The organism is Robertmurraya mesotrionivorans, assembly GCF_050971805.1.
Lineage (GTDB): Bacteria > Bacillota > Bacilli > Bacillales > Cytobacillaceae > Robertmurraya_A.
In genome coordinates this window covers 81,013-107,046 of record NZ_JBPCCH010000010.1, presented here as the reverse complement: position 1 = coordinate 107,046, position 26,034 = coordinate 81,013, and the positions used below count along the sequence as shown (strand labels likewise).

The following is a 26,034-nucleotide window of genomic DNA, read 5'->3' as shown; positions in this document are numbered from 1 at the left end:
CATGCTTCAACGATCAAGTTCTGTTAAACATATTCACATTACAAATGCAGCTCTATCATCCGTCATTCAACTTGGGGATTCAAAAATTATTAATGGTCTAAATAGAGCGATTGCTGTGCAACGGGAAAAGCAGTTGTTTATTGGTGATGAGGAGGATTTCTCAAAATATCCCATCTTTCAACGCCCCATTATTTTTCCTCAAGACAACGAAGAAGTGATGATAACTTCCTTTCATCAAAATCCGGTGATTCATGTGAATTGCATTAATGTGATTGCCTTTTCCTCCTCCTCAATTCTTCATGTTGGAAATACAGATTCAATCAATATGGAAGCAAGAATAAAGCATATTCGTCAGCTTTTACCAAGACATAATAGAAGCTGACTTCTTGAAAATATTATGCAAAGGATGTTTTTTGATGCCAGCTATTATCGGTCCTGTTCAAATTACAACGGTGAGTGGGGGAATTGTCCAATTTGGCGATGCACTCTACATCTCACCCAAAAGCAACGCTAAATCTGTCACTGGTGCTGGTGCTGTAAATACTGGCGGCATTATTATTACTAATAACGGATTGTCAGCTAGCAATGTGTTAGATACTAACTTAATTGACCAGCCAACATTAGGAAATAACTAGGTGGAACGCTGTTTCACCTAGTTATTTGCCTTCTCCCCATTTCCTTCCCTCCTAAAAAAATAGCCAGCAAGAGTAATGTCTCCTGCTGACTAACCATTTAGTCCATTTTCATGATATGTGCACCATCGAAGAAGAATAAATACGATTCATTTACTTTCTTCTTCCATATTTGCTCTAGTGCTCTTCTATATAACTCAATTTGCACTTTGTAACGATCTTCAAGAATCAATTTCGCTTCTTCATATCCACCCTTGTAACGATCATGAATTCCATCCGTTTTAAAATCAAGTAGGACAAGTCCCTTCTCATCTTCAAATACACAATCAATGATACCTTGAAGGAGAACGGTCTCCTCCTCTCCCTTCCAATCTGCATACACAACGCTAGCAGAAAGAGATAAACTGAAAGGAATTTCACGTAAGACCGTGTTTGCATTTAGTAATCTAACACCGAGCTCCGATTCAAGAAATTGTACCACCTGGTCAACATCTATTACCTCGAGCTGCTCAAGCGTTAACAGTTCACGTTGAACCATTTCATTCAATTGGCTCGTAATACTATCAAAGGTGATTGGTTTATTTAAATCAATCTGCTGCATCACCGCATGCATAGCCGTTCCTCGCTCTGCTGGTGTTAAGGATTTTTCCTGCATAAAACGTGGACGATTAATTAGTGGTTTCCTGAATTTTTTTTGCAATTCTATTCCACTTTCTTCATCCTGCAATTCTCTTTGCCTTTTCACTTCAGAGACAGACTGCTTGGAACGATGAGTGGAAGGTGCGAAGTATTCATACTTGAACTCTAATTGTGAAAGCACCTGTTCGTTCCGTTCTGATTTAACCGGAAGTTCTTTTCCCTCTATTACAAGCTCTAATAAATGATCCTTTTCTTCTAAAACCGTTTCCTTCATAGAAGCCAACTGTACTCCATCGATTACTTCTATCTTCCAGCACGATGAATGGTTCGAAATCTCTTCTGGGACTAGGTGTCCGATTTCCTTTCCATTTCGCAACTCCTGACAATCTTGATGTCTAATTAAGGATGGCCCAATCCAGTCTAGGTAGCCCTTCGCTGATTGACGGTCGTACTCTTTTAGCATCCATTCCGAATGGGTTGAGAACTGCTCCCAATCCTCAAGTTTCTTTTCTACATTCTTTACGGTTCCTAGTAAATATAAGTACTCTTTTGCGCGGGTTAATGCAACATACAAAACACGCATTTCTTCGGCCAGCATCTCAAGTTTCTTTTTGCGTTTAAAAGCAAGCTGGGGCAACGATGGATAAGATATTCTCTTTTTAGGGTCGACATACTTTGCAGAAAAGCCGAGTTCCTTGTCCAGCATATAGGATTTCCTGATATCCATCATATTGAACTGACGGCCCAATCCAGCCACAAACACGACTGGAAATTCTAATCCTTTGCTGCTGTGAATCGTCATGATTCGAACAACATCTTCACTTTCCCCGAGTGCGCGAGCAGCACCTAGGTCGTCCCCACGTTCTCTCATGCGCTCGATAAATCGAAGAAATCGGAACAACCCACGGAACGATGTTTCCTCATATTGTCGAGCACGGTCATACAGAGCACGTAAATTCGCTTGCCTCTGCTTCCCGCCTGGCAAACCGCCCACAAAGTCAAAGAATCCCGTTTCGCGAAATAACTGCCAAAGTAACTCTGATAAAGCACCTTGTCTAGCAGACGTCCGCCATTTTGATAAATTATCCATAAAAGGAACGATTTTCTCATGCGCCTCTTCATTCATTTCCGTTGGCGCTTTTCTATAAAAGGAACTTAGAGCTTCGTAAAAAGAACCTCTTCGATCCTCCATGCGAATTCGCGCAAGGTCTTCTTCTGTTAATCCCACAATCGGAGAACGAAGAACAGAAGCAAGTGGGATATCCTGATATGGGTTATCAATGACATGTAACAAAGACATCATAATAACGACTTCTGTTGCTTCAAAATAACCTGTTGATAGGTTCGCATAAACCGGAATTCCCTGATCTTTTAACTCCTCCATAATCTGCGGAGCCCACGTCATAGATCGAAGCAAAATGACAATATCTTTATATGAAGCCGGCTTAGAGCTTTTTGTTTTAGGATTGTAAACAGGCTTTCGCCCTTGAATCAGATCGTTTATTTTACTCGCAATAAGCTTAGCTTCAAGCTGAGATTGTGCCAGTTCTTCTTCATCAAAGGAGTCACCTTGGATCTCATTATCTCCTTCTTCACTCGAAATTTCCTCTTTACCATCATTATTAATAATCAACAACTCAACTGGAACAGGTTCCTCTGGGTAGGACGCACCAGTAATTAACTCAGCCGCTTCATCATAGTTGATTTCTCCGACTAATACACCCATGATCTGCTTGAATAGATAGTTGGTTCCATGAAGAACTTCCTTTCGGCTCCGGAAATTCCGAGCTAAATCAATTCGAAGCCCAGATTCTTCACCGTGTGAGGTAAATCGGTTATATTTACCCAAAAATAAATTCGGTTCTGCTAAGCGGAAGCGATAAATCGATTGCTTTACATCTCCCACCATAAACAAATTCCCTGTATTCTCTTCGTCTTTAGTTACTAAATTTAAAATCGCTTCCTGTACCATATTCGTGTCTTGGTATTCATCCACAAGAACTTCTTTAAACTGACGGCGATAGGACATTGCTTCCTCAGAAGGTTTGAAATCATGTTCCGTACTTTCTTCTGGATCTGATAAAATCTGGAGACAATAATGCTCTAAATCAGCAAAGTCGACGAGTCCTTTTTCCCTCTTTATAAAATCGAATCGTATAGAAAATTCCTCGACAAGTCTAACCAATGTTTGAATATACGACTTCATTTGTTTCATATCATGAATGAAACTTTGCGGTTTTCTCGAAAAAAGCTCAGCTTGTAAGGCTTGAACCATTTTCTTTCCTTTGTCTCGAAGTTTTTGAGATTTTTCTAGTAGAACCTCATCATACTCCGTTTTTTTACATGGTTTAAGCTTTGAAAAAGATTCACTTAGCAATGTGTTATATAACTCATCCCACGAGTGGTTACTAGCTTCAAGTAGTCGGTCAATTATTCTTATATCATCAGTAAAAGTTTCCGCTCGAGGACTTGGTCCTTCTGGAAGCTTCGTTATTTCAAGAGCTGCTTCAAATAAGCCCCTTGCTCCTTGAAGCTGGAGTTGAATATCGAAAAGAAGTGTCTGATAAAAGGGCAATGATTCGATCATTGTTTGTTCATCTACATCATACATATCAATAATTGATTGTAGATAGCTCTTGGGCGATGGATTTGAACGTGCAAAATCATAAAGCTCCCGGATAATCACCTGAAGGGCCGCATCACTCCGGTCATTTGAAAACATATCAACTAAATCAAAAAATTCAGTATTAGCTTCCTTCCCGTACTCTTCTTCGAATAAAGTATCTAAAACCTCATCTCTTAGAAGCTGTGCTTCCGTTTCGTCAGCGATTCTAAAACCGGGATCAACTTCAATTTTATAATAAAACTTCCGAATCACCTCTAAGCAAAAGGAATGAAGAGTTGATATGCTCGCCTTATTTAGTAAACTTAGTTGCTTTCGAAGATGTCTCGATGTGGGATTTTCATCAATCGCCTTCTCAAGTGCCTCTCCCATACGGTGCTTCATTTCTGCCGCGGAAGCATTTGTGAAGGTAACGACTAGCATCTCATCGACGTCCATCGGATGATCTTCCGAAACAATTTTCTTGATCATTCTCTCAACAAGAACGGCCGTTTTTCCTGACCCTGCTGCGGCAGCAACCAATATATCTTGTCCGTTCGCAACAATTGCTTTCCACTGGTCATCTGTCCAAGTCACATCACTCGGCTTCGGTGGAAGTTTCATGCTCGCCATTTTCAACACTCTCCTTTCGCATTTTTTCTATTACATTCTCCTTATCTTCAACCTTCAGCATCCTATATTTATTATCCTGTAATGACTCATCGAATTGACAAACAGACTTGAAAGAACAAAAAGTACAAGGTGTTTTCTCCTTCATTTTATAAGGAGAGATTTGAACGGCACCGTCGACTATACTATTTCCCGTTTTCACGTACATACCTCTAACATACGACCGCAACTGATTAAATTCTTCCTTACTAGCCACTTTTGATCTTTTCGTTAGCGACCCGTCTTTTTTAATTCCTGCAGAGATAATCGTCGATTCACCAGACTCCAATGTTTGATCCATGAGTTTGATCACATTTTCTTCGCCTAACAATAAACCATTCATCTTAAATTTTTTGAAAAGCTCTGCTTCAATCTCATCCAACGTAAGCATTTTGCTCGTACTTATCATCGGATTATGCACATGGAAGTACACAACACCTGCTGGGCTAGCCTTAGTACCAATCAAAGATTCAGAGTTTGAAATAATGATATCTAAATACGTAAGCATTTGCAGGGCCAAACCATAATAAATTTCGTTTACATTTACGTCTTTTGCACTGGATTTATAGTCGAGTATTCGCAGGAACACTTCACCGTTATGAGCGGCTTTGTCTACTCGGTCAATACGACCCACTAGCTCCATCTTTGTTCCATTTTTCAAGGTAAATGGTGCAGGCTTTATTTGTTCCATTGGTCCAAATGGTAATTCAAGCCCTACCGGTGCAAACCCACTTGCCTTCGCATGGTCACGTAAAATAAGCGAAGCCCGTTGAATAATTTGTTCTAGCTTTCGTTTAATATAATGGTGGCGATTCGAGCTTAATAGAATTTCATTTTGTAGTTTTGGTGCAAGTAAATCCACTGCTTGTTTTGCCAAATTTTCCATTTCATCCTTTGACACATCAGACCATGACAACTTGCTCGCCACAATTGTTTCGGTAATATATTTTAATGCCGCGTGAAAGAGCTCTCCAATATCCGGTGCTTCCAGCTTAAATACTTGTCGTTCTCTAAGCTTTAACCCATGCTGGGAGAAATGTGAAAAAGGGCAGCTATGGAACATTTCCATTCGGCTGACACTCGATTGGATTTCTTCTCCATACAAATCCTTGCTTGTCTCCTCGGACAGCTTAGATGTTCGATTTTCATAGGTTAAGCTGGAAAGTACTTTCCTTACATCCCTTTGAAAATGCGGTTTTGACTGGTAATAGTTATACACATCCCACCATAAGTCGTAGATAGGGTAATTTCTTTTCTTTAGCTGAAGCTGTGAAGTTAAATAAGCAAGAGCCGTATTTTCATGTGCAACAAATTTTAATTGTTCCAATTCACCAAGCTCCGAAGGCTCAGTCATGAACGATAGAGCTTCACCATCTGGGAACATATCAACCATTCTCTTAATATATGGTGAGGCTATTAATGCCTTTCCTTCAGAATTTGCTAGTGGATAAGAAACATACAATCGCTCAGACGGAGTGGTGAAAGCCTTGTAGGCGATAAACTCCTCATCCAATAAACGGGTTTTACTGCTCGCGGAAATCTTTAAACCATTTAGTAATAACTGCTCCCGGTCCTCATCGGCAAATATTCCATCCTCCGAAAATTTAGCAGGTAGAACCCCTTCTGTTATTCCAATAATAAAAGCTACTTTCACATCGGTTAGACGGGATTTTTCCAAATCTGCACCCAGCACTTGGTCCATTGCCGGGGGCACTAAAGAGAACTGCAGTGCTTCTAATCCTGCATCCAAAACATTTGAAAACTGCTTTGGAGAAACTTTTTCATCCCCTAACATTTCAACAAACTGATCCAAAAGCTCAATCACACCGTTCCATGCTTGATCATGCTCTCTTGCTTTTGTTAATTCTCCCTTTTCCTCTTCAGCAATTTTCCATCGCTCAAGCTTTGCAGGGATTTCTAATTCCTCCAGATAAAGAAAGAGTGCCTCCGCTAATTTGCTGCCATTCTCAGCTTTTTTCAATCTTCTTGATAAGCGAAGGATCGGTGCTGAGATCATCAGTCGAAGCTCGTTTAACATTTGTTCGAGGTCTTTTTCCTTATTCGTTTGGGCAACCGATTCTAATTCAAGTCCTCTCATTCGGCGATATACCCAACGATCACGTCTTGTCCACTTATCGCCTTGAATTCCAAACGCGAGGACAAAATTTTCAAGCTGGTCCATTTGCTCTCGCATTTTATTGGAATCGACATGAAGCGGATAAAGTAGCTCTGTTTTCACCGCTCGAAATACAGGTTCATACCGCCAGTATCCGTTGATCACTTCAAGCGTGGAGCGAATAAGTTCGATAACAGGATGATGAAGCATCGTACGTTTTTGATCCACAAAGAAAGGAATTTCGTAATCATCGAAGACCGTTTCAATTAAATCCTTGTATTCATGACCATTTCTCATCATAATGGCAATGTCTTTGTATCTATAATTATTTGTTCGAACGAGTGATAGAATTTCGCGTGCAATTCCTTCAATTTCCGCTCGACGATTAACTGCTTGTCCAATCGTAACAGCAGTTTCCCCTTTAAATACAGTTGTAGGACGCGTATCAAAAAATGTTTCCAAATGCTTGAGTGATGGATGCTGCCATCTCTTTTGCTCAGATAAAATGGTTTCTCTTATTTCTAATTTTTCTACTCTAGCAATCTCATAAAGACTTTGGCAAGTCTCAGCATTCATACGGAATAAATGCAATTCATCTGGATATTTTTCATTGTACGGCTCATCTAAAGTAAGAGTGATCGTTACTTTTTTACAATGCTTCATGAGCTGACTTATGATGAAATACTCTTGTGGTGTAAAACTATAAAATCCGTCAATATATATTTCTGCATCCTTAAGATAATGAGATAACGGAATTTTTTCAGCTAATAGTTTGAAATAATCCTCAGAGTCCACGTAAGAACCAAAAAGGGCATCTTCAAAATGTTTATAAATCAACTCTAAATCATGTAATTTATCACGAAGGACTTTATTCATTTGCTCAGATTGCTGCTGAATGAGCAACTCCTCTGGTCTGACTAAATATCTTTTAAATTCAACCAGCATTTGTTCGAGCTGCTGGATAAACCCATTTTTGTCAGCTGATAGATTAAAGAGCTTTAATTCTGCTTTTCTCTCCTCAACAATCTTACGAATCAACATATTAATACCAACACTATTTAAATGGTACCTAGTATTCCCACCAGTTTCCTGCAAGACTCGCCATGCTAGTCTTGAAAAACTAAAAACCTGAGTTCGAATCATTCCCCCAAGCCCAGGTGTTGTAATTAATTTATATTCAGAAGAAAATGTCATTTGGTCAGGTACTAAGTAAACAATTGGATCTCCCACTGGACGTTGCAGCATTTCTTCTCTTATCTCATCTAAACAAAATTGCGTTTTTCCAGTTCCAGATCTCCCGATAACTAAGTGTACTGCCATAAGAAAACCTCCCTCGTACGTTCCTTCTCTATCCTATTATCTTACCATAGGTACTCCTGAAAATAGGGTAATAACCTATTATCCGTGAAACGCTTTTTCTTTCCATTTTTAAAATTGAAATTAAGAAATGAAATAGGCCAACCGATATGGTTGACCTTTTATATCTTGGTTGTCACGCCTTGCGATCAAGTTACGCCAACCATGGATACCTATTTTTTTAGAAGACGATAGATAAAATGAGCAACTCCATGTTCATGATTTTCAAGAGTTACCTCATGTGCTTTTTCTTTTACTGCATCATCAGCATTTCCCATGGCAGCACTTCTTCCTACCATCGTTAACATGGATATATCATTGTAATTATCTCCCACTGCTGCCATTTTTAGAAGTGGAATTTGTATGATTTCTCCTAATTTTTCTAAAGCCTTTCCTTTTGAGGAGTTTTCATGTATAAATTCAAAATTATGTTTACCCGACGAAACAATATTCAATCCTTTTAATCCTCGGAAGTTTTCTTTTCCTCTATTTAATTTTTCATCATGAAAGGAAAAGGCAAGAATATTATAAATATCTGCATCGTTACTAATGATGTCTTGATAGGAGGGGACAAATTCAAATCCCGTTTGACTGTACTGAGTCGCTAATGCCCGCTGTATATCTTCTTCTTTGACAGAAGGATTTTCCGTTCTCAGTTTTTCTGCTTCCATTGCTAGTAGTTCTCTCCCATGCTGTGGTGTAAGCAATGAATTGTCGGCAAACACTTCATAATAGAAGCCTTCATCCTCTAGCCATTTCAAGATTGGTTCTGCTGCATCTTTATCAATGGGAACCGAGTGAACTTTCTCACCGTTCGGATGATGAATGGTTGATCCATTCGCTGAAATGATCCATGGAGTAATGGGAAAGTTATATTCATTAAGTATGTTTTTGACATCATGATAAGAACGTCCTGTTGCAATTACGACCATTACTCCTTGATTATGGGCAAAAGTCAACGCCTCCATGTTTTCAGCACTGATGGTATTTTCGTGGCTCAACAATGTACCATCTAAGTCAATTGCGATTAGATTAGTCATTTTCTTCTTCCTCCCCCTCGCCAGCTATGACTAACTCAACACCTTTCTCTTGTAAGAGTTGCATAAAGTCACCACTAGGCATACGATCTGTGATTAGTACATCTATATCTGTAAAACTTCCAAATTGAAAGAAACCATTGACTCCAAATTTTGTATGATCTGCTAATACAATCACTTGTCTAGCCTGCTGCATCATTTTTTTCTTTAACATTCCATCCTCTTCATGAGCACTTGTCAATCCCATTTCGGATATACCCACTGCTCCAATAAAAGCTTTATCAACAGAATACTGTGCCAATTTCTCAATTGCCTGCGATCCAAACAAATAACGATGCTTTTTGTGAAGCTCTCCTCCAACAAGATGAATGGAGATGAGTGGATGCTTTGATAAAATTTCTGCAGAGTTAATGGAATTGGTAATAATCGTACATTCCATATTTTCTACATGCTCGGCACATGCTTGAACTGTAGTCGAAGCATCTAAAATGATGGCATCTCCTGTTTTTAGGAATGTTGCGGCTTTTCCCCCAATCACCTGCTTTTCACTAGAAACCACCTTTAAGCGATGGTTATAGTCCATAACCATCTGATGTTCGGTTGGAAGCAATGCCCCTCCCCTCGTCCGGATAATTCGCCCTTCCTCTTCAAGGCGAACCAAGTCTCTTCTAGCGGTATCTCTTGAAACCTCTAATTCTGAACAAATTTCTTCAACAGTAATTCGTTTATGTTCTTTTAAATAACTAAGAATAGCTACTAAACGTTCTTCTTGATACATGGTTTTTTCATCTCTCATTAATTATTTATAAGTAATTATAAGTAATTACACGAATTTTTTCAATAAATTTAAGTATTTTTAATTACAATTAAGTAGTTAGGCAGTTTTTATATTTTTATCGACTGGTATTTTATTCCTACTTTGAACACCACTCATTTTTCACATACTATTCATAAAGAAACATGGATAGGAGATACTGCATGAAGAGCATCGTAAGTAATGATGAACGTATCTATTATGAAGATATCGGTGAAGGAATTCCTATTATTTTCCTTCATCCTCCAGGCATGGGAAGGAAAGTTTTTTACGAGCAAAAAGCTTTATCCAAGCATTTCCGCATTATTTTGCCTGATTTACCTGGACATGGGGACAGCTCATACAATGTGGAAAGAGAAGTGTCCGTTGAACGATTTGGCGAGGATATCATTGAGTTTATGAATCAGTTAAATATTACAGCGGCTGTTATTTTTGGTTATTCCTCTGGTGGAGCAATTGCTCAATATTTGGCTATACATCATCCAAGCAGAGTCCATACTCTCATCTTATCCGGTGGTTATCCTATTGTTGATCATTGGATGATAAAAAATGAGCATCGTTTAGGAGTATTTGCTGCAACAAAAGGTAAAAAGTTTTTAGCTAACGTTCTTGCCATTTCCCATACAAAGGATCGACAATTTCGAAAAGTTTTATCAGAGCATATGTACAAAGCAAACCATCATGTCTGGGCAAAATACTATTATGACGTTATGCATTTTAACTGCAAAGATGATTTAGCAAAAATCACTGCACCTGTTCTGCTAATGTACGGAAGCAGATCCGATTCGTTTAATACGTACATTAAAACGTATAAAAAAGTACTGGCTGATGTCGAGATCTTTGTTATAAAAGGAGAATCGCACCAGTTGCCAACCAGACAGCCTAGTTATGTTAATCAGATTATTACGGGGTATTTGTTGAATAGGCAGTAGGTGAGGAATGGGAAGGAGGTTGGCTGGCGGTTCTATTTGACCGTTCATGGGGAATTACCGTCCTAGTGGGCAATTAGAACTCTTCTATTTGACCGTTCATGGGGAATTACCGTCCTAGCGGGCAATTAGAACTGTTCTATTTGACCGTTCATGGGTAGTTGTCGTCCTAGCGGGCAGTTAGGGGCAACCTCGCTTCCCATCCAAGCACAGTTTCCCCAACTACCGGCACTGATCACACCCCTCACACAAAAAAGGAGAAAATCTCTATAAGAGATTCCTCCTCACCATCAAGCTTTAATCTTTTCACCGATCAATCTCAATTGTTGTTTGTCTATTTTTCCTACATGTGTTTTTGGGAGTTCGGATACGAAGAAGATATATTTTGGTATTTTATAAGAGCCCAAATTTCCTTTGCAGTAGTCATAGATGTTCTCTTTTGCCATTGTAGAATCCTTTTTTAAATAAAGGCTGTTACTACCTCTCCCCATTTAGGATCGGGTAACCCTACAACTGCGACTTCTTCTACCTCACTTAAGGAAGAAATCCAGTGCTCTATCTCTAGCGGATATACATTTTCTCCACCTGTGATGATAATATCTTTTTTCCGGCCAACAATATAATAATATCCTTCCTCGTCAACTCTTCCTAAATCCCCTGTATACAACCATTCACCCTTTTTTGCTTGGTCCGTTGCCTCTATGTTGTTCCAATAGTGGGAAAATGTGTGTTTACCAACGATCACAATCTCACCGACTTCTCCCTCCGACACTTCCTTTCCATCCTGACCCAACAGCTTCACATCGTTAAATAACTTTGGTTTTCCCACTGACCCCTTTTTCCTTCTTGCTTCTAATGGATGAATATAAAAGTTATTTGGTCCCGCCTCCGTTAAACCGTATCCTTCTTTAAAAAATAAATTCTTTTTTTGAAATGGCTCGTAAAGTTCTAACGGACACGGTGCACCACCAGATAAAAAAGTTTTCATACTTGGAAAATGGCTCGCTTGGAACTCTGGGGTTTGAACCATTAAGTGATACATCGTGGGGACAAACAGAGCAATCGTACAGCAGTATTCATTTAAAAACAAAACAGCTTCAACAGGATCAAAGTCTGAAGCAAGAACCACCTTTCCCCCTGCCATAAGGATGGGAATTGCCAGAGCATTAAGGCCACCTGTATGAAACAACGGTAGATAGTTTAAAGTGATATCTTCACTCGTTAATCCCCAGCTAGCCACTGTATTTATGCTATTCCAGAGAATGGACTTATGAGTTAAAACTACACCCTTAGGTTTGCCTGTTGTGCCACCAGTATAAATAATCGCCAACGGATCACTACCTTTTACTTCCTCTGACCAGTCAATGAATTCTTTCTTATTAAAAATACTACAATCTATCGTCATGCTCTTATTTTGTATGGGGGGTTAGTTCTCTTATGCAGTTAGTGTATTTACCATGAAACAGGATGACTTTAGGCGAGCAATCCTCGAGTATATATTCTATTTCACGTGAAGTAAGCCTCCAATTGATTGGTACGAATATGGCACCTAGTTTGCTGCATGCGAACAGGAGCTCAAAATACATTACACTATTCGGAGCAAGAAGTGCCACTCGATCTCCTTTTTGAATGCCTTTCGCTTTTAACCAACAGGCTAGTTTTCTACCATTTGATACTAATTCTCCATATGTTAACGAATAGTTGCCTTCTGCTTCTACAAGCGCGATCCTGTCTGGTGTTAATCTTGCCCGATTCTCAAGCCAGTCAACTTCCCACCTCACCATAAATCTCTCCCTCTATTATGATGATTTTATTTTAATGAGAAGAAGTTACACGGAAAAGATCGCAAAAAAACTAGCCCATATATTTGGACTAGCCCCTTAGTTACATCATGATTCCCCCATCAACATGCAGCACTGTTCCATTCACATAGTTTGATTCATCCGATGCTAAGAATAGGTAAGCATTCGCAATATCTTCCGGATTTCCCAGTCGACCAAGTGGGACCATTATCTTCATTTGCTCTAATACTTTTTCCGGTACTTTGGCTGTCATTCCTGTAGCGATAAAGCCTGGGGCCACTGCGTTTACATTGATTCCTTTACGTCCAAGCTCCTTGGCCCATGTTTTTGTCATACCAACCACGCCTGCTTTGGTGGCAGCATAATTGGTTTGACCAACATTGCCGTATACTCCAGAGACAGATGACGTGTTAATGATTCTCCCTTTTCCGTTAGAAACTAAAATAGGAAGCACTGCTTGTGTACAATGAAATACCCCAGTTAAATTTACATCAAGCACTTGCTGAAAATCTTCAATCGCTAGCTTCGACAGCATCGCATCACGAGTAATTCCAGCATTATTTACTAGAATATCAATTCCGCCAAAACGACCAACTACTCCCTCCACCATTGCATTTACACTATCACGATCAGCCACATTTACTTGAAAAAAAGCCACTTGATACCCCTGTGCCTTTAATTCTTCTGTCTTTGTTTCTCCTAAGCTGGTATTGTAATCCGCTAAAGCCACCTTTGCTCCTTCTTTCGCAAACAAACTCGCTGCGGCAAAGCCAATTCCATTTGCTGCCCCCGTAATGATTGCTACTTTCCCTTGTAATCTCATACTTTTCCTCCTCAGTTTAAAAACTCTATTATTTTGGCACCGCTTTCATTTTATTCGTGAGCTTTGCCCACCGAATTAGCCCTTCCTTTACTGTAGGGGGAAGTAGTTTTGTTTGTATAACAGGGGCAAACCTTTTCATCTTCATCCCTCCTTTTTGTTGATTATCGGTCCTTTATTTTGATCTTTTCCGGTTCACTTACTCTCGTTTCAACACGGTTGAGACGGGCCTCAATCCTTTTTCCTATAAACCAAAGCAATATAATAACAAAACCAACGATCGCTGTTCGAACGGGTTGAGTAATCAATGAATGTATATCGTAGCCAACAAAGCTAATCGTAAAGATCATCACCATTTTCCCGGTCAAAACAGCTAGCATATATTGAGCAATACTTATTTTAGATAGACCAGCTACAATGTTCACAACAGCTGATGGTGTAAAAGGAAAGCATAAAAGTAAAAACAGTGGTCCAAATCCATGGTTCTCCACCCAAACCATGAGTTTTTGTACTTGGGGATGCTTTTTTAAAAAGTTTAATATTCTCTTTTGACCAAACTTCCTAACTAAGAGAAAAACAATTAATGCTCCACCAGATGCACCTATCCAAGAAAATAAAAATCCAAACCATAATCCAAATGCACTTGCATTTGCCATCACAAAAAGGAAAAGTGGTAAAAACGGAAGGAACGCTTCTAGTAATGGAAGTAATATTCCCGGTAGTGGACCAAAGGAACGGTATTTTTCTATTAAGTCCATAATATTTTCAAGAGTAAACCAAGCTTTGATTAATTCTACATCCATTACTTAATCTCCTCACGTAAATAAGCTGCATATTATTCTAACATGGTCCTTTTTTTCATATTGTACACCTCCTAATTGAAAAAGAGAACGAATTCGTCCATTTTATGACAAATATACCCACAGGACTCGTTTCCCGTGGGTACTTACTAGATTATTGAATATACTCTTTAAACCATCCAAGAATATGGTTTAGTCTCTCGATTCGTAAATTAGGCTTCCCTCTTCTTGATAACTCATGATTCGATTCAGGGAAACGCACGAATTTTGTTTCTTTTTTTCGATGCTTTAACGCAATGTATAACTGCTCAGCCTGCTCGATTGGACAACGATAATCCTTTTCACTATGCAGAATAAGGAGAGGTGTTTCTATGCTTTTTACATAGGCGAGTGGGGAATGCTTCCACAATGTATCTAAGTCCTCAAGCTCCGCTTTTATTTGCCATGCGTTAAAATAATACCCAATATCACTTACTCCGTAAAAGCTAATCCAGTTCGAAATGGAGCGCTGAGTAACTGCCGCCTTAAATCGGTCCGTGTGTCCAACAATCCAGTTTGTCATAAAGCCGCCATAGCTTCCGCCAGTAACCCCTAATTTATTTTCATCTATAAAGTCAAACTTTTTCAATGTATAATCGACTGCATCCATTAAATCTGCATAATCTCTTCCACCATAATCTCCACGGACTGCATCAACAAATGACTGTCCGTACCCGTGACTGCCTCTTGGATTAATAAATAAAACAGCATACCCAGCAGCAGCTAACATTTGAAATTCATGAAAATACGTATTGGCATACATGGCGTGAGGTCCACCGTGTATTTCTAAAATACAAGGATACTTTTCACCCTCATTAAATGTAGCCGGCTTCATGATCCAACCATGTAACTGCCAGTCATCGGTGGATGTAAATTCAATTTCTTCCACTTCAGCGAGGACGACCTCCTCAAGAAATTCTTTATTTACATTTGTCAGTTGCTTAAGCTCTCCCGTTGGTACATCCAGTAGGTAAAGATCTCCTGGCTCCGTTGGTTTACTGATTGCAACGACTGCTCGATTCACTTGTCCACCCGTAGTTGCATCGTATACATGCTGCTTATCAAGCAATGCTGGATACAGCTCGCCTTCTACCGAACCGTAGTATAGAACTGTATTTCCATGATCAGTTGCCAAGAAATAAAAACTCGTACTGTTTTCTCCCCAAAGCAGGCCTGGAGTGACTACCCCTTGATGAAAATCCCCGATTGCAAAGTCTCCGACAAGCAAGTCTGTTCCTTCCGTTAAGCAAGATAATGTTTCTCCCTCAACATCATAAATCCAAAGCTTGGTCAAAGTCGCATTCTCAAATTCTCTTTCGTGACCAAACAGTCCGATATATTTTCCATCCGGAGAAAAGCTTGCACTGCCAAAATAACCTGTCCCTTCTGTTACTTTTCTTAGCTCTTTTGTTTTTATATCTAATAAAAAGAAGTCACTTATGAACGAAAAATCTGTATCTTCGCTTAGATCAGCTGATACTGCAAGTGTATTCCCATCTAGTGACCAGCTTTGTAAATGGATATCCGTATCGCCCGAAGTAATCAGCTGTACTTCTCCAGTTTCGACGTTCACGATAGCAATCTGTTTTACTTTCTCATCTAGGAATCCGGCTGCATCCGATTTATACTTCATCTTCTCTACTACTAATGGTTTTAGCAGTTTTGGATTTTCCTCACTTTTCTCTTCTTTCTCACTAAGCTCTTCCCCTGGTTTTAACCCGGTAGTAAAAGCGATTTGTTTTCCATCAGGTGACCAAACCAGATCGCTAACCCCATTAGCGATGTTTGTAAGCTGCCTTGCTTCCCCACCCTTTTTATGCAGTATGTATATTTGTCCCTTTCCGCTTCTCGTTGAAACGAACGCTACCTTCTCTCCACATGGTGACCATCTTGGAGAAAAATTTCGCTCCGTACCAAAAGTCCATTGAACAGGTTCCGATTTCTCCTCTACATTCATGTAATAAATATTGGAGACATACTCATTTTTCTTTTCATCGATTGACGTTTGAATATACACAAGGTCTTGTCCATTGCTAGCTAGCTGCGGGTCTGCTACTGATTTTAGTAGATATAAATCTTCTGCCACTAACGTTCTTTTATTCACCCATATCATCTCCTTCATATTTACTTATGTATTTCGATAACAGAAATATGATTCCTTCTAAAAAACTTATTTTTTCTTTTTTCTTTTCGCAAACTAACGCACAACAACATTCCAATAAATCGTTAAAGGTAGCATCTTGCCTTTCCCTCTTGAATCGTATAAAATGAAAGAGAACAAATGTTCCTATTTTAGTCTGAAAGGTTCGATAAATATGACTAGAATTCCACCGGAAGAAAGAAATATGATTGAGCAGGCCATCTACTTACCAATGGTACTTACCGTTCTAAATCGTGACATTCAAAGTGTTAACACAAGTACGATTAAGTTAAAGGAACCATATCTTCATTTAATTGAAGAAACCATGAAAGTCGTCCAAAAGGAGCTTAGTGAGATTAAGCGCTATATGAGTAAAAATAAAATGAAAGTATACCAGTCCAATCACGACGAAGCATTTACAATGTTCACCTTTCTTTATAAAGGATACGAAGAGCATCATAATTATTTTAATCCAAGAATTCGAAACAAAGTCCAAGAACTGCTTGAGTATTATTTATATAAGCGACAAAATAACAAAACAGAAGCATAGAGCTGCTCCTGTTCATGTTAACTTAATGGCCGTAATTTCCATAATCCAGTTGGTTTTCTGACGCCCTCATCTTTTTCCCAAAATTCACATACATGGTCCTTGTATCCTCTAGACGCTTTCCTAACTTGGATCGTACTAGCAAGGTTCTTGAGATTTGGTTGTGAAAAGAGTTGTAGGAAATTGGAATATTCATGACTTCCTTGTTCGTGAACATGACCGTCGTCTCACTCTTATCACCCTTTTTATAATCGACGATATGCTCATGAGCAAGCCAAATACATTCCGAATTATCGGGGGAAGTGGTTGGAAAAAAATAGATGAAATTTGTAGGGGAAACAGGAATGGGGACCTTATGTGTAATTCCAGTTAGCTGTCTTACTCCGTCCTTTCTACCTTCATAACTTGATCCAAAAAACTGACAGCTTTTTTTTATGATTTCAATGGGCTTAAAAGGGGAAAGGCAGGTATCTTCTGTTTCATATACCTTTGAATATGTTTTGCACCCATACGTAGTAGGCATAATCACCATCGTAAATGGGTTAATTTCGTACTCCTCTACCAGATTTCTTTGATGCTGCATTCTCATTCTTTCATCTCCTTATCACAATTTTGATTCACCTCCTATCATATCAGCTTGAATAAAAACAATATTAGATTTTGTAAAAAATTCGGAATTAGTTCACAATTGAAACTCAAACTTTCTAAATTTTTTAAAAATTCTGTTGATATTTTCTATATTGTTAAATATAATATGAAAAAGACATCAGAGGTGATTTCAATGAAAGAAAAATCTTATACAGAGCTAATGAAATCCAGTGCCATGAATCGTAAAAAAGCGAAGGAATCATTTGTGTTAGATTTGTACGTTGAGATGCTGCTGTCAGAATCATTGTTAAAAGTGGAAAAAGAAAAACTAACAAAACGAATTGATCAAGCCATTGACGAAAGAAACAGACAAGAGTTTTTTAAGCTATCAAATGAATACAAGCTGTTGACGAAACGATTTGGAACATAATAAAAAAATGGGGCTCCTTATAAAGGGCCCCATTTTCTTATTGCTGATTTCTTTGCTCAAGTTCATATTCTTCAATTCTTGTAATACGCTCAAGCATGGTTGGATGACCATAACGGAAGATTTTTACAAGTAGAGGTGGATTTACCTGACTAAGCCCCGCTTTCGTAAGCTCCTGGAATGTTCCAATCGCTGCCTCAGAATTCTGTGTCATTTCAATTGCATAGTGATCTGCACGCATCTCTTGGTATCGTGACACCGTATTTGAAAATGGACTTGATACATACATCAGCAGCGATAACAGCAAAAGAAACAGTGGGAGCGATCCAATATCGTTAACCGCAGAAATTTTTAATGCCTCTCCCCATCTGCTCACAATCACTCTCATTAACCTCGAGATGATAAAAAGTCCTAGCAAGGAGAACACCAAATACCCAGCAATTCCAATATACAAATGCTTTTCCACATAATGTGCCATTTCATGAGCCATGATAAATAGAATTTGGTCTTCGGTTAATCGATTAAGAGTCGTATCCCATAAAACAATTCTAGAATTAGATCCAATCCCTGTTACATACGCATTGAGGGCATTCGTCTTTTCTGCCATATTCACTTCGAATACATGCTCCGCAGGAATTCCAGCTGAGTCCGCTATATCAAGGATTTTAGACTCAAGCTCCTTATTTTTAAGAGGATAGAAATCATTGTACAATGGATCAATCACTACTGGCTGTAAAAACATCATAAATAAAGTGAACGGTATGGAAATTAACCACGCATAAAACCACCACTTCTTACCGCTCTTTCTCATCAGCCAATACAGAACAGTCACAATGAGAAACAAAGTACCATAATTAATCCAAAAATCGATCAACTCATCCTTCATCCAAGACGAAAAGGATTGGGTTGAAATATTGTATTTCTTTGAGAGTGAATAGCTAACATAGCTTAATGGAGTCGTAGCTATAAAGGCAGCTACCGACAACCAAATTAAATAAATTGCCTGCTGGAGAATCCGATATTTAGCCGATTGTTCCGACCATCGCTTAAACGCCTTAGATAGACCAAACAATAGAATAAGCAAATAAAATAACCATTCAATTGGGGTCGAGATAAAAAACAAGAAGTTGCGAATTTTCGAGTATTCTTCTGTTAACATTAACTCTCTTTCATTTAAAAAAGTAGCAGGATCTGCCTTCGTTCCCTGGTATTCAAAAGGCAAGCTTGATTGAGAAAAATAAAATAAATACCAGTAAAAAAAGAGTACATATAAACAAAAGGCAAGCACACCGTACAAGCCAATTTTCTTAGCCAAAAAATATCTCCCCTTTCCACCTTGTCCAATCCTTTTGTACTTATTTTAGTTATAAAAATAGGATTTAGAACCAGTAATTACTATATCCCAAAAGATATTAAAAAAACTGTTCCTCCAGGAGAAACAGCTTAGAAAAAATAAGAATACACCGTAAGTACCGTGATTGAGCCAATAACGACTATTATTACATTAGCACCGAGAAAAGCAGCGATAAACGCGGCTGCAGCCCCAAGAACGCCATACCAAAGATCATCTTGAATAAATAATATGCCAGGGAATATTAGTGCCCCAAGCGTTGCATATGGTACATTTTTCAGAATTCCTTGCAAAAATGAGGGTAATTCTTTTCCTTTAAAAAGGACGAACGGAAGCATCCTTGGAATATAAGTGACTAATCCCATTCCGATAATCATCCATAGAATCTCACTTTTCATGTACCTGCTCTCCCTCCCGCCCCCTTAGAGTTTGAACAACTTCCACTATAATAGCTGATAGCAAAGTGGAAGCGACAATGGACCAGCCAGTAGAAATGACTTCTGTCATCGTAAATATCGTATTAAAACTCGCGGCTATTACCGCTAAAAAGACCACCTTCACGCTCTTTTTCATCGAAGGAACCAAAAGTCCGATAAACATCGCATAAAGAGCAACCGACATACTTTCTTGAAGAGTCTGTGGTAGAGAAGCACCAATAATATGGCCTAAACCCGAATTAATTACCCAGCTCGAATATGAAACGGTAATGACTCCAAACAGAAATCCAGTCGAAACCTTTCCATCTTTTAATGCGGCAACAGAAAACGTCTCGTCTGTTATTCCAAATGAATAGAGCATTTTAAGTGAAGTCCCTTCCTTTTCAACTTTTTCATTCAAGGAAGCTGACATGAGAAAATGTCTGATGTTTACAATAAATGTTGTTAATACAATCTCAAATACTCCTGTACCAAGCGTGAGCAAGCTAAGTGAAATATATTGAGAAGCACCAGCGAATACAATGATACTCATTAGTACGGTTTCAGTAACAGTAAGTCCTGTTGTTTTTGCTAGCAATCCAAATGTTAACGCAATCGGAAAATAGCCAATGCCAATCGACAACCCTGCTTGTATTCCCTTTCGAAACTCACTGTTACTTCTAACAGAAACTACTTCTTCCAAAAAAATTCACCACCATGTTGTCTATCCTCTACGAATCTAACAAAATACATAAAACTGGAAACTCAATATCGAATATTATACCTGGACAGATAATATCCAGCAAGAGACACAAAAAAAGAAAACACACAGAGAGTCTCTCTGATGTGTTCTCTATACAAGTACCGAACGGTCACTACTCATTTTAGAACCACGAATACGCTGGAATTCCTCTAGAAGCTTTTCGACAGTTAGCTTTGATTTTTCCTCTTCATTTGCTTCAAAAATGATTTGCCCACTATCCATCATAATCAGTCGGTTACCAAGATCAAGTGCCTGTTGCATATTATGGGTGACCATTAAAGTAGTTAAATTCGTTTCATTCACGATATCTCTAGTTAAGTTTGTAATAAGCTCCGCTCGTGATGGATCAAGAGCAGCTGTATGCTCATCTAAAAGAAGGATTTTTGGATCAGTAAAGGTTGCCATCAATAAGGATAATGCTTGGCGCTCCCCTCCTGATAAAAGTCCAACCTTCGCCTGAAGACGATTTTCAAGTCCAAGATGAAGTGACTCTAATTTTTCGATAAAAAACTCACGGCGTTTTTTGGTTACTCCTCTGCTCAACCCTCGTGAGGATGCTCTTGAGTAGGCGATTGCTAAATTTTCTTCTATCGTCATAGAAGGAGCTGTTCCTGCCATTGGATCCTGAAACACCCGACCAATGAGACGGGAACGTTTATGCTCTTTCATTGTAGTAACATCCTGGCCATCTACCTTCACCTGACCAATATCAGGAAACATTTTCCCAGAGATAAGGTTCATAAGAGTTGATTTCCCAGCTCCGTTACTTCCAATCACAGTGACAAAGTCTCCCTTATTCAAAGACAAATTGACATGATTAATGGCAATCTTTTCATCCGGTGTGCCTTCATTGAACACTTTATAAATCTGATTTAGCTGCAGCAAGCTGTTCACCACTCTTCTCTAAGGAGTTATTTTCTCTTAATGCTGATTCAAGCAGGCGTTTTTTCTTACGTTGTCTTTCTTTTTGCTGATTAACCAGCTTAGGAACAACAAGGGCAGAAACAACAATAATCGCAGTAATTAACTTCATATCTCCCGTTTCTAAAAACTCTACTCGTAACGCCAACGTAACAATAATTCGATACACGATCGCACCACCGATTACAGCGAAGGTCGCACGAACAATATTTTTCGCCCCAAAGATTGCTTCCCCGATAATTACCGATGCCAAACCAATGATAATCATACCAATACCCATTCCAACATCACTAAATCCATTGTACTGAGCAATCAGTGCCCCAGCAAAGGCAACGAGGGCATTTGATAGACCTAAACCGATTACCTTTAACGTATCTGTGTTAGCAGAAAAGCTTCGAATCATCGTTTCATTGTCACCTGTCGCGCGCAACGCAAGGCCGATATCTGTCTTTAAAAAGGCATCGATCAATCCTTTAATAATAAATGCAAGGATGATCATAAAAAGCAAAATTCCCCATGTTTTTGGAGTATAGTCAGCTAACCCTATGGAAGCAAACAACGAGCCGATTGTCTGATCAATATTTAAATTCGTCCAAAAATCCGAAATCTTTGTAATAACCGTTTCCTCTGATAAAAGTGGAACGTTCGATTTCCCCATAATTCGTAGGTTGATCGAATAAAGAGCAATCATCATTAATATCCCAGACAATAAGGGATTGATTCCTCCTTTGGTGTGAAGAAGCCCCGTCATGCAACCGGCAATAAACCCTGCGACAAGTGCCGCTATGGTTGCGATAAAAGGATTGGTACCTGACACAATTAATATAGCAGCAACTGATGCTCCGGTTACAAAGCTACCATCCACCGTTAAATCGGGGAAGTCTAGTATTCTAAAAGACAAGTACACGCCAAGCGCCATAAGGGCGTAAATGGCACCTGCCTCCACTGATGAAAAAATCGCTGTAAACATAGATGCTTCTCCTTTCTTACATACGGAAGGGCTTCAAGGAATAAATCCAGAAGCCCAAACCAATATTCATTAGTCTACAAGTTCCGCAAGTTCTTTCCATTCATCCTTTATTTCAATACCCATTTCCTTTGCAGCTGTTTGGTTGATTAATAGCTTTAGGTTTTGTGGATACTGAACAGGTAAGTCTGATGCCTTCTTTTCACCTTTTAGGATTTGTGCAGCCATAACTCCTGCTTCATAACCGATATCACCGTAGTCAAAGCCAAATCCTGCAAAACCACCGCGTTTTACTGAATCTAGCTCTCCTACAAACAACGGTAAATCTTCATCATTAGCTACTTGAATAACAGACTCTAAAGCTGAAACAACTGTGTTATCAGTAATGATATAGAACATATCAGCCTTACCGATTAATGATTCAGCTGCTTGCTTTACTTCAGAAGAAGTAGAAACCGTAGCTTCAGCAAGCTTCAAGTCTGTCCCTTTTATCGCTTCCTTCACAAGATCAATTTGGGCAACTGAATTTTGTTCACCTGAATTATAAATAACTCCAACCGTACTACCACTAAAGTTCTCGTTCATAAAATTAACCATATTCGGAATCGCATCTGGATGTGTATCTGTTGTACCTGTAATATTTTCTCCTGGCTGATCCATAGCCGTTACAAGAGCAGCACCTACAGGATCAGTAACAGATGTAAACACAATTGGAATTTCCTTCGTTGCGTTTAACGCACTCAATGCACTTGGTGTTGAGTTAGCAAAAATCAGGTCCACTTTATCACCAACAAAGTTGTTAGCAATCGATTGGTTATTATTTTGGTCTCCTTGTGCAATTTGCACATCATATTCCACTTCAAGCCCTTCCTCTTCAAGCGCTTTTTGGAAGCCTTCAAGAGCAGCATCTAACGACGGATGCTCCACAATCTGAGTTACACCGACTTTAAGTGTCTTTACTTCTGAGTCTCCGTTTGCATTATCTGTTTCTGAGCTGCCACAGCCACTTAAGAATAATGCTCCTGCAACCGAAATGGCAGCGAGTGATTTCATTTTTCTTAGCATAATATTTCCCCCTCTTACTCTCTCTCTATCACTTTTTTACTTTTATGCTTTTATGCACTAAAATATCTACCTATAATTATATAAGGAGCCGTTCTTTTCTACAAGTCTTTTTTATAAATTTTCTAAATATTTATTATACTACAAAAAAGAACCAATCGATTCCGACTGGTCCTTTTATCTACTTTCCCTGAAAATTCGGTTTTCTCTTTTCACTAAAGGCTTGTAACGCTTCTTTACGATCCTCAGTTGGTATCGTTACCTCATAAGCTTTCCTTTCAATTTTTAATGCCGTATTCAAATCTACACACATCCCTTGACGAACAGCAAATTTCGCTTGCTGAAGGGCAACAGGTGCATTAGCCAGCATTTCCTTAGCCAGCTCTAAGGACTCATTCATAAGAGCATCCGATTCAGTTACTTTGTTCACGAGCCCTAATTGTTCTGCTTGTTCAGCTGTTATTTTTCTAGCAGTTAAAATAAGCTCCAATGCTTTTGTTTCACCTATTAAACGTGGCAAACGCTGTGTACCACCTGCACCAGGTATGATTCCAAGACTCGTTTCGGTCAACCCCATTTTAGTGCCTTTTACCGCAAGACGGAAATCACAAGCTAGAGCCAGCTCCATTCCACCACCAAATGCGTATCCATTAATTGCTGCTATCGTTGGTTGAGGAAGCTCACTTATTTCTGAAAATACTTCTCCGATTTTGTGTACATTTCTCATCACATCATCTGAAGAGAGATGTTTCCGTTCTTTTAAATCAGCACCTACACTAAAGGCTTTATCACCTGAACCGGTGATTAGGACAGCACGCACTTCCCGGTCATGACGAACTTTTTGCACAATTTCCTGAAGTTGCTGCAAGGAATCATAATTGAAAGCGTTCATGACATCCGGACGATGCAAGGTAACAAAACCGATGAAGTCCTTTTTTTCAAAAAGAATAAGGCTCACAGATCATTCCTCCTTCAATCAAAAAGCAGACATATTTCAGCCTGTTTTTTTTCTAATCCTATGCTTGAATGATTTGTTGTTTTAACGCTCTTCGTAAAATTTTCCCGGTTGTATTCTTTGGAAGCTCTTCAAGAAAATCTACAGAACTAGGAATCTTGTATTTTGCTAACCGCTCACGACAATAAGCAAGAACGTCCTCTTCTGTTAGCTCTGTATTCTTTGTTACAATATAGCTTTTCACCGCTTCCCCTTGTTCCGGATCAGGAACTCCAAGCACTGCCACCTCGATAATATCTGGATGACTATAAAGCACTTCCTCTACTTCTCTCGGATACACATTGTAGCCACCGACAAGAATAAGATCCTTTTTCCGGTCAACAATATAAAAATAACCTTCCTCATCCTTTCTAGCTAAATCACCGGTGTATAACCAACCATTACGAATGGCCGCCTGTGTTTCCTCGGGCATTTTATAATATCCCTTCATCACATTCGGACCGGAAACGATAAGCTCCCCAACCTGCCCGACAGGAACCTCTTCTCCTAACTCATTCACAATCTTGTTTTCCACATGAATAATGGACTGACCAATCGAACCTGCCTTTCGTGGACGATCGAGCGGATTAAAGCAAGTAACCGGTGAAGCTTCTGAAAGCCCGTACCCTTCAGAAATAAGCACGTTGAACTTCCTCTCAAAGTTTTCCAGCAAGGAAACCGGCATCGAGGCACCACCGGAAATACATAATCGTAATGATTGTAAGTCCTTTGGATCTCCTGCTTCGTATTGGTAAAGGAAGTTATACATTGTAGGTACACCAGCAAAAACAGTCGGTTGATATTTTTTTGATAAGCGGAAAATTTCAGCCGGACTAAATTTTGGATCAATTAAAATGGTTGCCCCACTCAATAAAGGTGCATTGAGCGCCACCGTTAAGCAAAACACATGAAACATTGGAAGAGTGGTAATGACACGGTCATCCTCGTTCATTTTCAGATAATCGCCTGTATCTTTTGCATTGCTGTATAAATTTTTGTGTGTGAGCATGGCACCCTTTGGCTTTCCAGTTGTACCTGATGTGTACAAAATCACTGCCATATCATCTTCATTAAGCTCAGGTCCCTGATAACTTAAGTCACCGGATGCGAGTATGCTTGTAAATGTATGTAGCTTATCTCCAACCGTTAAGTTGTTATTATTGAGCCCCCGTTCCTTACCTTGAGGTGTTTCACAGATGATATAATTTTCAACCTCAGGCAGTAAATGATGCATTTTTTCTGCAAGTGGAAGTAATAGATCCAGTGCAACAACTGTTTTAACATCCCCATTTTTAATAATATAGCCAATTTCATCCGGAGTATAAATCGGATTGACCGGAATCACTGTAGCCCCTAATCGCAGTGCTCCGTACAAACTAACAACAAAATATGGTGAATTCCCCAAAAGTAACGCAATATGATCCCCTTTTTTGACCCCAAGTGACTCTAGCCCTGACGCAAACTTCGTAATTGCCCCATCCAATTCAGCATACGTGCTAGCCTCGTCATTAAAATAATACGCTGTTTTTTGAGGCAATGCTTTTGCCGTCTCGTGTAACTGAGCAGATAAATTCATCGCTCCATCCCCTTTATTTGGTTGTTT

Annotated in this window: 24 protein-coding genes; 5 read left to right on the top strand and 19 right to left on the bottom strand. The window is 39.2% G+C overall.

From position 1 onward, the window contains the following. The first annotated feature begins 1 nt into the window (after position 1). Both ACRX5O_RS16330 and ACRX5O_RS16325 read left to right on the top strand, forming a co-directional pair. Positions 2 to 382 (top strand): spore germination protein GerPE, encoded by a 381-nt coding sequence (locus tag ACRX5O_RS16330; RefSeq protein WP_433906895.1) that lies wholly within the window; start codon positions 2 to 4, stop codon positions 380 to 382. A 34-nt stretch (positions 383 to 416) separates the two neighbouring features. Further along, on the top strand, positions 417 to 635 hold the full coding sequence (locus ACRX5O_RS16325; RefSeq protein ID WP_433906894.1) for a spore germination protein: 219 nt from the start codon (positions 417 to 419) through the stop codon (positions 633 to 635). A 97-nt stretch (positions 636 to 732) separates the two neighbouring features. Here ACRX5O_RS16325 and addA read toward each other — a convergent pair whose 3' ends face one another. The 4 genes from addA to ACRX5O_RS16305 all read right to left on the bottom strand — a co-directional run bounded on the left by addA (position 733) and on the right by ACRX5O_RS16305 (position 9,829). Further along, a complete protein-coding gene (addA, locus tag ACRX5O_RS16320) occupies positions 733 to 4,506 on the bottom strand; it encodes a helicase-exonuclease AddAB subunit AddA (protein WP_433906893.1) in 3,774 nt (1,257 codons plus the stop codon). After that, positions 4,472 to 7,978, bottom strand: coding sequence for a helicase-exonuclease AddAB subunit AddB (addB, locus tag ACRX5O_RS16315; RefSeq protein ID WP_433906892.1), 3,507 nt, complete (start codon positions 7,976 to 7,978; stop codon positions 4,472 to 4,474). Before addB ends, addA begins: the two co-directional genes overlap by 35 nt. Positions 7,979 to 8,187: 209 nt before the next feature. Beyond that, on the bottom strand, positions 8,188 to 9,054 hold the full coding sequence (locus ACRX5O_RS16310; RefSeq protein WP_433906891.1) for a Cof-type HAD-IIB family hydrolase: 867 nt from the start codon (positions 9,052 to 9,054) through the stop codon (positions 8,188 to 8,190). Continuing rightward, positions 9,047 to 9,829, bottom strand: coding sequence for a DeoR/GlpR family DNA-binding transcription regulator (locus ACRX5O_RS16305; RefSeq protein ID WP_433906890.1), 783 nt, complete (start codon positions 9,827 to 9,829; stop codon positions 9,047 to 9,049). The genes ACRX5O_RS16310 and ACRX5O_RS16305 overlap by 8 nt, the downstream gene beginning before the upstream one ends. A 200-nt stretch (positions 9,830 to 10,029) precedes the next feature. On the opposite strand from ACRX5O_RS16305, the gene ACRX5O_RS16300 reads away from it, so the two are divergent. Further along, the gene (locus ACRX5O_RS16300) at positions 10,030 to 10,797 is read left to right on the top strand and encodes an alpha/beta fold hydrolase (protein WP_433906889.1); all 768 of its coding nucleotides are present in this window, start codon (positions 10,030 to 10,032) and stop codon (positions 10,795 to 10,797) included. A gap of 287 nt (positions 10,798 to 11,084) precedes the next feature. On the opposite strand, the gene ACRX5O_RS16295 is transcribed toward ACRX5O_RS16300, so the two are convergent. The 6 genes from ACRX5O_RS16295 to ACRX5O_RS16270 form a co-directional block, all read right to left on the bottom strand. Next, complete coding sequence (locus ACRX5O_RS16295) at positions 11,085 to 11,285, bottom strand: AMP-binding enzyme (protein WP_433906888.1); 201 nt, start codon at positions 11,283 to 11,285, stop codon at positions 11,085 to 11,087. Then, positions 11,255 to 12,199 (bottom strand): AMP-binding protein, encoded by a 945-nt coding sequence (locus tag ACRX5O_RS16290; RefSeq protein WP_433906887.1) that lies wholly within the window; start codon positions 12,197 to 12,199, stop codon positions 11,255 to 11,257. The genes ACRX5O_RS16295 and ACRX5O_RS16290 overlap by 31 nt, the downstream gene beginning before the upstream one ends. A gap of 4 nt (positions 12,200 to 12,203) precedes the next feature. Next, a complete protein-coding gene (locus ACRX5O_RS16285; protein ID WP_433906886.1) occupies positions 12,204 to 12,578 on the bottom strand; it encodes an AMP-binding protein in 375 nt (124 codons plus the stop codon). A 100-nt stretch (positions 12,579 to 12,678) separates the two neighbouring features. After that, positions 12,679 to 13,419 (bottom strand): 3-oxoacyl-ACP reductase FabG, encoded by a 741-nt coding sequence (gene fabG, locus ACRX5O_RS16280; protein ID WP_433906885.1) that lies wholly within the window; start codon positions 13,417 to 13,419, stop codon positions 12,679 to 12,681. 161 nt (positions 13,420 to 13,580) lie between these two features. After that, complete coding sequence (locus ACRX5O_RS16275) at positions 13,581 to 14,219, bottom strand: TVP38/TMEM64 family protein (protein WP_433906884.1); 639 nt, start codon at positions 14,217 to 14,219, stop codon at positions 13,581 to 13,583. 151 nt (positions 14,220 to 14,370) lie between these two features. Beyond that, positions 14,371 to 16,368, bottom strand: a complete 1,998-nt coding sequence (locus ACRX5O_RS16270; protein ID WP_433906935.1) for a S9 family peptidase — start codon at positions 16,366 to 16,368, stop codon at positions 14,371 to 14,373. A gap of 202 nt (positions 16,369 to 16,570) precedes the next feature. On the opposite strand from ACRX5O_RS16270, the gene ACRX5O_RS16265 reads away from it, so the two are divergent. Continuing rightward, positions 16,571 to 16,945 carry a YhjD family protein gene (locus ACRX5O_RS16265; RefSeq protein WP_119707167.1) on the top strand — a complete coding sequence of 125 codons (375 nt, stop codon included), beginning with the start codon at positions 16,571 to 16,573 and terminating at the stop codon, positions 16,943 to 16,945. A gap of 22 nt (positions 16,946 to 16,967) precedes the next feature. Here the strand turns inward: ACRX5O_RS16265 and ACRX5O_RS16260 are convergent, their stop codons facing one another. After that, positions 16,968 to 17,531, bottom strand: a complete 564-nt coding sequence (locus tag ACRX5O_RS16260) for a competence protein ComK (protein ID WP_251521200.1) — start codon at positions 17,529 to 17,531, stop codon at positions 16,968 to 16,970. Between the two features lie 192 nt (positions 17,532 to 17,723). On the opposite strand from ACRX5O_RS16260, the gene ACRX5O_RS16255 reads away from it, so the two are divergent. After that, a complete protein-coding gene (locus tag ACRX5O_RS16255; RefSeq protein ID WP_433906883.1) occupies positions 17,724 to 17,960 on the top strand; it encodes an IDEAL domain-containing protein in 237 nt (78 codons plus the stop codon). Between the two features lie 37 nt (positions 17,961 to 17,997). Here the strand turns inward: ACRX5O_RS16255 and ACRX5O_RS16250 are convergent, their stop codons facing one another. The 8 genes from ACRX5O_RS16250 to ACRX5O_RS16215 all read right to left on the bottom strand — a co-directional run bounded on the left by ACRX5O_RS16250 (position 17,998) and on the right by ACRX5O_RS16215 (position 26,007). Next, a complete protein-coding gene (locus ACRX5O_RS16250; RefSeq protein ID WP_433906882.1) occupies positions 17,998 to 19,272 on the bottom strand; it encodes a M48 family metallopeptidase in 1,275 nt (424 codons plus the stop codon). A gap of 128 nt (positions 19,273 to 19,400) precedes the next feature. Beyond that, positions 19,401 to 19,706, bottom strand: coding sequence for an AzlD domain-containing protein (locus ACRX5O_RS16245; RefSeq protein ID WP_430776595.1), 306 nt, complete (start codon positions 19,704 to 19,706; stop codon positions 19,401 to 19,403). After that, entirely contained in the window at positions 19,696 to 20,427 is a 732-nt protein-coding gene (locus ACRX5O_RS16240; RefSeq protein WP_433906881.1) for an AzlC family ABC transporter permease, read from the bottom strand. Before ACRX5O_RS16240 ends, ACRX5O_RS16245 begins: the two co-directional genes overlap by 11 nt. A 150-nt stretch (positions 20,428 to 20,577) precedes the next feature. Beyond that, positions 20,578 to 21,372 carry an ABC transporter ATP-binding protein gene (locus tag ACRX5O_RS16235; protein ID WP_391557775.1) on the bottom strand — a complete coding sequence of 265 codons (795 nt, stop codon included), beginning with the start codon at positions 21,370 to 21,372 and terminating at the stop codon, positions 20,578 to 20,580. Further along, positions 21,347 to 22,378 carry an ABC transporter permease gene (locus tag ACRX5O_RS16230; RefSeq protein WP_433906880.1) on the bottom strand — a complete coding sequence of 344 codons (1,032 nt, stop codon included), beginning with the start codon at positions 22,376 to 22,378 and terminating at the stop codon, positions 21,347 to 21,349. The genes ACRX5O_RS16235 and ACRX5O_RS16230 overlap by 26 nt, the downstream gene beginning before the upstream one ends. Before the next feature lie 69 nt (positions 22,379 to 22,447). Next, on the bottom strand, positions 22,448 to 23,440 hold the full coding sequence (locus ACRX5O_RS16225) for an ABC transporter substrate-binding protein (RefSeq protein ID WP_433906879.1): 993 nt from the start codon (positions 23,438 to 23,440) through the stop codon (positions 22,448 to 22,450). A 178-nt stretch (positions 23,441 to 23,618) separates the two neighbouring features. Then, the gene (locus ACRX5O_RS16220) at positions 23,619 to 24,395 is read right to left on the bottom strand and encodes an enoyl-CoA hydratase-related protein (RefSeq protein WP_433906878.1); all 777 of its coding nucleotides are present in this window, start codon (positions 24,393 to 24,395) and stop codon (positions 23,619 to 23,621) included. A 58-nt stretch (positions 24,396 to 24,453) separates the two neighbouring features. Then, positions 24,454 to 26,007, bottom strand: a complete 1,554-nt coding sequence (locus ACRX5O_RS16215; RefSeq protein ID WP_433906877.1) for a fatty acid--CoA ligase family protein — start codon at positions 26,005 to 26,007, stop codon at positions 24,454 to 24,456. Between the last annotated feature and the right edge of the window lie 27 nt (positions 26,008 to 26,034).

Bases quoted from the DNA above. Each gene is read 5' to 3' on its own strand.
- ACRX5O_RS16300 (WP_433906889.1), top strand. From the start codon at position 10,030: ATGAAGAGCATCGTAAGTAATGATGAACGTATCTATTATGAAGATATC.
- ACRX5O_RS16245 (WP_430776595.1), bottom strand. From the start codon at position 19,706: ATGAAAAGTGAGATTCTATGGATGATTATCGGAATGGGATTAGTCACT.
- ACRX5O_RS16295 (WP_433906888.1), bottom strand. From the start codon at position 11,285: ATGGGGAGAGGTAGTAACAGCCTTTATTTAAAAAAGGATTCTACAATG.
- ACRX5O_RS16260 (WP_251521200.1), bottom strand. From the start codon at position 17,531: ATGAGAATGCAGCATCAAAGAAATCTGGTAGAGGAGTACGAAATTAAC.
- ACRX5O_RS16230 (WP_433906880.1), bottom strand. From the start codon at position 22,378: ATGTTTACAGCGATTTTTTCATCAGTGGAGGCAGGTGCCATTTACGCC.
- addA (WP_433906893.1), bottom strand. From the start codon at position 4,506: ATGGCGAGCATGAAACTTCCACCGAAGCCGAGTGATGTGACTTGGACA.
- ACRX5O_RS16310 (WP_433906891.1), bottom strand. From the start codon at position 9,054: ATGACTAATCTAATCGCAATTGACTTAGATGGTACATTGTTGAGCCAC.
- fabG (WP_433906885.1), bottom strand. From the start codon at position 13,419: ATGAGATTACAAGGGAAAGTAGCAATCATTACGGGGGCAGCAAATGGA.
- ACRX5O_RS16225 (WP_433906879.1), bottom strand. From the start codon at position 23,440: ATGCTAAGAAAAATGAAATCACTCGCTGCCATTTCGGTTGCAGGAGCA.
- ACRX5O_RS16330 (WP_433906895.1), top strand. From the start codon at position 2: ATGCTTCAACGATCAAGTTCTGTTAAACATATTCACATTACAAATGCA.
- ACRX5O_RS16270 (WP_433906935.1), bottom strand. From the start codon at position 16,368: ATGATATGGGTGAATAAAAGAACGTTAGTGGCAGAAGATTTATATCTA.
- ACRX5O_RS16255 (WP_433906883.1), top strand. From the start codon at position 17,724: ATGAAAGAAAAATCTTATACAGAGCTAATGAAATCCAGTGCCATGAAT.
- ACRX5O_RS16305 (WP_433906890.1), bottom strand. From the start codon at position 9,829: ATGTATCAAGAAGAACGTTTAGTAGCTATTCTTAGTTATTTAAAAGAA.
- ACRX5O_RS16325 (WP_433906894.1), top strand. From the start codon at position 417: ATGCCAGCTATTATCGGTCCTGTTCAAATTACAACGGTGAGTGGGGGA.
- ACRX5O_RS16275 (WP_433906884.1), bottom strand. From the start codon at position 14,219: ATGGATGTAGAATTAATCAAAGCTTGGTTTACTCTTGAAAATATTATG.
- ACRX5O_RS16215 (WP_433906877.1), bottom strand. From the start codon at position 26,007: ATGAATTTATCTGCTCAGTTACACGAGACGGCAAAAGCATTGCCTCAA.
- ACRX5O_RS16285 (WP_433906886.1), bottom strand. From the start codon at position 12,578: ATGGTGAGGTGGGAAGTTGACTGGCTTGAGAATCGGGCAAGATTAACA.
- ACRX5O_RS16265 (WP_119707167.1), top strand. From the start codon at position 16,571: ATGACTAGAATTCCACCGGAAGAAAGAAATATGATTGAGCAGGCCATC.
- addB (WP_433906892.1), bottom strand. From the start codon at position 7,978: ATGGCAGTACACTTAGTTATCGGGAGATCTGGAACTGGAAAAACGCAA.
- ACRX5O_RS16290 (WP_433906887.1), bottom strand. From the start codon at position 12,199: ATGACGATAGATTGTAGTATTTTTAATAAGAAAGAATTCATTGACTGG.